We start from the raw sequence: 6,194 nt of genomic DNA on the forward strand, positions 1-6,194 counted from the left end.
CGCCGGCTGCGCCCCTAGGGGTTCGAAGACGGGATCCGCCGCCAGGCTCTTCCAGCCCTGCTGGCGCGCCGCGCTGGTTCGCGAGCGCCGAAGCGAGTCGATCGCCTGGTTTGCTGGTCCCTCGCGTACCATCCGGTCTTGGCCCCGATCAGGAAAAGTCGAATATTCACTATTTAGGGCTACGGCACGGCCGAAGGTCTGACACAATATCCACCGTTTGACGTTCCCAGCCAAGGCTCCGCGTGAGCCTGGATCCGCACTGATCTGATCTCCTACAACCCACCAGCGAGAGAGGCCGATCCAACCGATGGATACTACAAGCAAGTACGTTTTCGCCTTCGAAGAGGGAGATGGCAAGAATAAGAAACTGCTCGGCGGTAAAGGTGCCAATCTCTGTGAGATGACGCAGATCGGGCTGAATGTCCCGCCCGGCTTCGTGATCTCGACCGAGGCTTGCCTGGAGTATCTGGCAGAGACGAATCGCGCCCTTCCGCCCGGGCTGATCGAGGACGTGCAGGCGCACATGCGCGCGCTCGAAGAGAAGACCGGCAAGGGTTTCGGCGATCCGGAGAACCCCCTGCTGGTGTCGGTGCGCTCGGGCTCGGCGATGTCGATGCCGGGCATGATGGATACCATCCTGAACCTGGGCCTCAATGCCGACACCCTCCAGGGCGTCATCCGCGCCACCGACGACCCGCGCTTCGGCTACGACGCTTATCGCCGTTTCATCCAGCTCTTCGGCAAGGTCGCGCTAGGCGTGCCGGACGAGGCCTTCGACAAGGAGTTCGAGGCGATCAAGGAGGCCGCCCACGCCAAGCAGGACGTGGATCTCTCCGCCAGCGATCTGCGTCAGGTGAGCGAGCGCTTCCTCAAGGTGGTCGAGGAGGCGACCGGTCATGCCTTCCCGTCCGACCCCTACCAGCAGCTCGAGATCGCGATCAAGGCCGTCTTCAATTCCTGGAGTGGACGCCGCGCAGTCGACTACCGCAAGCAGTTCCATATCACGCCCGAGATGGCGAACGGCACGGCGGTCAATGTCGTGACCATGGTCTTCGGCAACCGCGGCGATGACTCGGCCACCGGCGTGGCCTTCACCCGCAACCCGGCCTCCGGCGAGAACAAGCTCTACGGCGAGTATCTGATCAACGCCCAGGGCGAGGACGTGGTCGCGGGCATCCGCACGCCCAAGCCGATCGACCGTCTCAAGGTCGAGATGCCGGACCTGGCCACTCAGCTCGACGAGCTGCGCGACAAGCTCGAAACCCACTACTGCGAGGTGCAGGATTTCGAGTTCACCATCGAGCGCGGACAGCTCTATTGCCTGCAGACCCGCAACGGCAAGATGAACACCATCGCCATGGTGCGCTCATCGGTCGAAATGGAGCGCGAGGGGCTCATCAGCAAGGAGGAGGCGCTGCTGCGCATCCCGCCGGAATCGCTGGAGCAGATGCTCTTTCCCCAGTTGGATCCCACGGTCAAGGTTGAAGCGGTCGCTCAGGGACTTCCCGCGTCGCCAGGCGCGGCCTCGGGTATCGCCGTCTTCGATGCCGATCGGGCAGAGCAGCTCGGCAAGGAGCAGGGTCGCAAGGTCATCCTGGTGCGCGAGGAGACCAAGCCCGAAGACATCCACGGCTTCTTCGCCTCCGAGGCGATCCTCACCTCGCGGGGTGGCAAGACCTCCCACGCCGCCGTGGTCGCGCGCGGCATGGGCAAACCCTGCGTTGCTGGCGCGGAGGGCATCAGCGTCGATGTCAATCGCCGCGAGGCGCGCGTCGGGCTTACCAGCTTCAAGGAAGGGGACGTCATCACCCTCGACGGAACCTCGGGCAAGGTCTATCTCGGGGCGATTCCCACGGTGGAGCCGGATTTCTCGCCGGAGCTCAATACGCTGCTCGGCTGGGCCGACGAGAAGGCGCGGCTCAAGGTCATGGCAAACGCGGATACGCCCGATGACGCCCGCAAGGCGCGCCGCTACGGCGCCGTCGGGATCGGGCTGGCGCGCACCGAGCGCATGTTCAACGACGTCGAGCGCCTGCCCATCGTCATCGAGATGATCGTCGCCGAGACGCCGGAGCAGCGCCAGCAGGCGCTCGACAAACTGTTGCCGCTGCAGCGCACCGACTTCCGCGATCTCTTCGAGGTCATGTCGCCGAACCCGGTGACTATCCGCCTGCTGGATCCGCCGATCCACGAGTTCCTGCCGGACGAGCACGTGCTGGAGCGCGAGCTCTCGGAGCTGCGCGTCTTGGCGCAGAATGCGCGCGGGGTCACGGTTCTGGCCGGCGCCATGGGCTTGCTGCACGCCTCGGAGAGCCTGCGGCACGAGGTCGATACCGCCCGCCGGATGATCGATCCGGCCGTCGTCGAGGAGGCGATCTCCAAGAAGGAGGCCATGCTCAGGAAGGTGCGTGCGCTCTACGAGACCAATCCGATGCTGGGGCATCGCGGCGTGCGGCTGGGGATGACCTTCCCCGAGATCTACCAGATGCAGGTGCGCGCCATCCTGGAGGCCGCGGCCGAATGCGCCAAGGCCGGGATCGAGGTACACCCGCAGATCAAGGTGCCGCAGGTCTGTACCGCGCAGGAGCTGCGCAAGGTCAAGGTGTTCGTCGACGACATCCACGCCGAGGTGGCGGAGCGTTACGGCAAGCCGGTCAAGTTCAAGTTCGGCACCATGATCGAAGTGGTGCGGGCTTGCATGCGCGCCGAGTCCCTGGCCGAGGAGGCCGAGTTCTTCTCCTTCGGCACCAACGACCTCACCCAGGCGACCTTCTCGTTCTCGCGCGAGGACGCGGAGAACAAGTTCCTGCCGCTCTACAACCAGTCCGAGATCCTCCAGGACAACCCGTTCGACGTGCTGGACGTCAAGGGCGTCGGCAAGCTGATGCAGTTGGCGGTGGAATGGGGCCGTTCGGTGAAACCGAACCTGCACGTCGGCATTTGCGGTGAGCACGGCGGTCATCCGGCCTCCATCGCCTTCTGCCACGAGGCGGGGCTGGACTACGTGAGCTGCTCGGGACCCCGCGTGCCGATTGCACGGCTGGCCGCGGCGCATGCGGCGCTCAAGGCCAACGGCTAGACGCCTACTCGGCGAGCCTGCTAGGCGGGCTCGCCGGATCGGCGTTATGCCATCGGAAACGGCGACTCGATGCGCCGCCTGCCTTGGCGACTGCGCCAGAGCCACCCAGGCTCCACCTGTTGGTGGCCGCCTTCTTGGTCGCTAGCCCTGTCTCGGGGTGGGGGAATGTCGGTCGCTGAAGGCGCCAATGGCTCGTTCCGCGAGCGTTGGCCCTTGACGGCTCCCTTCGGCGAAGACGGTCAGGGGCGCACTGGGCCGTCTGGGGGCGTTTGCGTCTCGGCTCAGTAGTAGCCGGTGGAGGTGCTGGCCTCTTGCGCCTTGTTGAGCGCCAGGCCCAGGGATTTCTCCCCCAGAAGCTGTTGCGCTTGCTGGAGTTCGGCCTGGGTGACCTTGCCGTCCTCGACGACCAGCATGGCCGCGTCGACATAGGGAAGAAAGGTGATGACGTCATCGCTCGCGAACAGCGGCGGTAGGTCGAAGAAGATGAAACGGTCTTCGTAGCGGGCCTTGAGTTCATTCACCAAGTTGACGAAACGCGGCGATGACAGGATCTCGGAGGAGTGGATGACCTGCTGATGACCAGGCAGGACGACCAGCCGCTCGATGCCGGGATTGAACATGATGTCAGCGAGGTCGCGGCCCTCCGTCAGATAGTCGCTGATCCCCAACGCCTGCTCGTTGCCGAAGTATTTGGCGACCGCGGGGCGCTTGAGATCCAGATCCACGAGCAAGACGGTCTGGTTGACGTCCCGCGCGAGACTGATGGCGAGGTTGATGGCCGTCGTGGTTTTGCCTTCCCCGGGGCCGGGACTCGTGATTGCAAGTGTGCGTAACCCCTTGGCGCGCATGCGCTGAAGGACTTGCGTACGCAGCACCTTGTAGTGCTCCGAGATCGTCTCGATGCCTTCCGCGAGGATGATGCGATCATTGCGCAGCGAATGCGCATCCGTCGGCATGGTCGCGGTGTGGGTGTACCTGATCCGCAGCGCCGCGCCTTTCGAGCGTGTCTTCTGCCCGAGCCCCAACTCTTCTGTGTGCCGCGCCGATGGTGTCACCGTGCGAATGGATGCGCGCTCAGCCCGCGCGCGCGCCATCGCCTGTTTCAGTCGTTCCATAGCGGTCTAGACCTCGTTCTTTCAGTGACCCATTGACGGCATGTCGGTCCCGAAACGACGCATCAGGACGAACCAGATGACGTCCAGTGGGGCGATGAAGAAGTGGATGATCGCGAGCGCCAAGCATCCAGCCACGAGGCTGGCCCCGAGGATGATCTGGCGATGCCGCTGACCGGTTTTGACGTCGGAGTCCGTCGCGATGTAGGGAATCACGGCCAGCAACGGAATGTTGGTGGCAGCCTGGACCCTTTGCGAACCATAGAGCCCCTTGTCGATGCTCTCTTGCAAGGCGAGATTGCCGACGCCCGCGGCCATGGCCAGCACCAACCCGAGCACGACGATGGCGAGCCGGTTAGGCTTGAAGGGCTTTTCGGGTCTGAGCGGGGGTTCGATCAGGGAGAAGCGTTCGCTCTTGCGATCGCGTTCGAGCGATTGGCCCAGCTCGGCCTGTAGCCCCTTTTCCTTGATCTCCTTGTACTTCAGCATGGCGTTGTCGTAGTCCCGCGTCAGTGCGCGGTATTCCTGCTCGATCCGTGGCGCCTCGGTCAACAGGGCCTCATACCGCTTCGTCTCGCCTTCCAGCTCTTTCTTGGTCTGCCGCAGAGATTCCATCTCTAGGCGGGTCGCATCGAGCTTGACGCGGATTTGCACGTAGGCGGGGTTATTGGCGCCGTCGAATACCACGTCGTTATCGCGCATCTGCTTTCTGGCGCTGGCGAGCTGCGACTCGGTCTCGCGGATGCTCCGACGCAGGGAAATGACGTCCGGATGCTCGTTCGAGTAGCGTTTGGTCAATGAAGAGAGGTCGGCATTCAATTGGTTCAACCGGACCTGGATCGTTGCAATGCTCGATTTGCCGACATGCTGTTGCAACGCGGCGATCTCTTTCTCCAGCTGAATCCGGTCTGGGTGATTGGGGGAATAGCGCTCCTTGATGCGCACGTATTGTGCCTGGAGTTCTTCCAGATAGCCGTCCAAGGAAGTCGCGCCGCCCTTGCTCGTCGATCCCAGGATGGTTGGGCTCAGCTGGGCCAGCTCCGACTCCAGATAGAGCGCTTGTTGTTCCAATGTCCTGAGTGACTGCGCGTTGTCTCTCAGTCGCTCTTCGTTGCGCATCATGAGTTCGCGATTCAGCGACGCCAGTTCGGGCAAGTTGTCGCCATGCTCCTCCTTGAACCCCGCGAGCCGGGCCTCGAGCGTGTTGATCTCCTCGCCCAGGCGGTCTGCCTCCGCGCCCAGGAAGGCCGTCGCCTCGCTGGCCGCGGCGGCGCGGCTCTCGAGGTTCTCGTTGAGAAAAAGTGAGACCAGATCGCTGGTGATCCGCTGTGCGGTCTCGGGCGACTCGCTGTCGAAGGAGAGGGAGAAGGCGATGGTCGCGGCCTGGGCTCGGCCGCTTTGCGGGTCGAGCACATCGGCGCTGATCATGTTGAGATTGATCTTCTCGCGCATGACTTCGACCGCGGTGTAGATGCTCGCTTTGCGCCGGATGTCCGGGTAGAGGTCGTATTTCTCGATCAGCTTGCTCAGATTGCTCGTCGTCATGACCCGCTGACTGATGACCTGGATGCGTTGGTCGGCATAGCTGGTCACCGTCGTTCTCACGAGATCCGAGGGTATTTCCTGGCGTTCGATGAGGATGGTCGCCGAGGAGCGATAGACTGACGGGATCAAGAGCGCGGCAAGGATGGCAAGGACGGCCAGAAGGAAGGTCGGCACGATCAGCTGCCACTTCCTTCGCGTCAATATCTGGATCTGGGCTCTCCACTTAACCGGAGTTCCTCCACGGACGGTTTGCGGGAGGGAGGTCGAGGCTTGGCGGGTGGCCATTTGCCCTCGGCGGGGTGGGGAGTACTGTTCGGGGTCGCTGGGTCAGTGCGAGTTCCTTGTAGCGCACAGGCTCGTTCGCAATCGCGAGTTCGAGTACCCGGTAGAACACCATCCCACGGCTGCGGGACCGCCGGCGGTTGAAGCGGAACACGAACTCGTTCAGGTAGCTGGCA

General features: G+C 63.3%; 3 protein-coding genes and 1 pseudogene. 1 reads left to right on the plus strand and 3 read right to left on the minus strand.

Translation table 11 applies throughout. From position 1 onward, the window contains the following. The first annotated feature begins 307 nt into the window (after positions 1 to 307). The gene (gene ppdK / locus CKO23_RS07635) at positions 308 to 3,079 is read left to right on the plus strand and encodes a pyruvate, phosphate dikinase (protein WP_200329681.1); all 2,772 of its coding nucleotides are present in this window, start codon (positions 308 to 310) and stop codon (positions 3,077 to 3,079) included. 281 nt (positions 3,080 to 3,360) lie between these two features. On the opposite strand, the gene CKO23_RS07640 is transcribed toward ppdK, so the two are convergent. The 3 genes and pseudogenes from CKO23_RS07640 to CKO23_RS26875 form a co-directional block, all read right to left on the minus strand. Then, positions 3,361 to 4,194 (minus strand): CpsD/CapB family tyrosine-protein kinase, encoded by an 834-nt coding sequence (locus CKO23_RS07640; RefSeq protein ID WP_200329683.1) that lies wholly within the window; start codon positions 4,192 to 4,194, stop codon positions 3,361 to 3,363. Between the two features lie 21 nt (positions 4,195 to 4,215). Beyond that, positions 4,216 to 5,910 (minus strand): lipopolysaccharide biosynthesis protein, encoded by a 1,695-nt coding sequence (locus CKO23_RS07645; RefSeq protein WP_346014584.1) that lies wholly within the window; start codon positions 5,908 to 5,910, stop codon positions 4,216 to 4,218. A gap of 160 nt (positions 5,911 to 6,070) precedes the next feature. After that, positions 6,071 to 6,194, minus strand: a pseudogene (locus tag CKO23_RS26875) (IS1595 family transposase); the annotation flags it as partial.

Origin of the sequence: Thiocystis violacea (genome assembly GCF_016583565.1) — a bacterium.
Lineage (GTDB): Bacteria > Pseudomonadota > Gammaproteobacteria > Chromatiales > Chromatiaceae > Thiorhodococcus > Thiorhodococcus violaceus_A.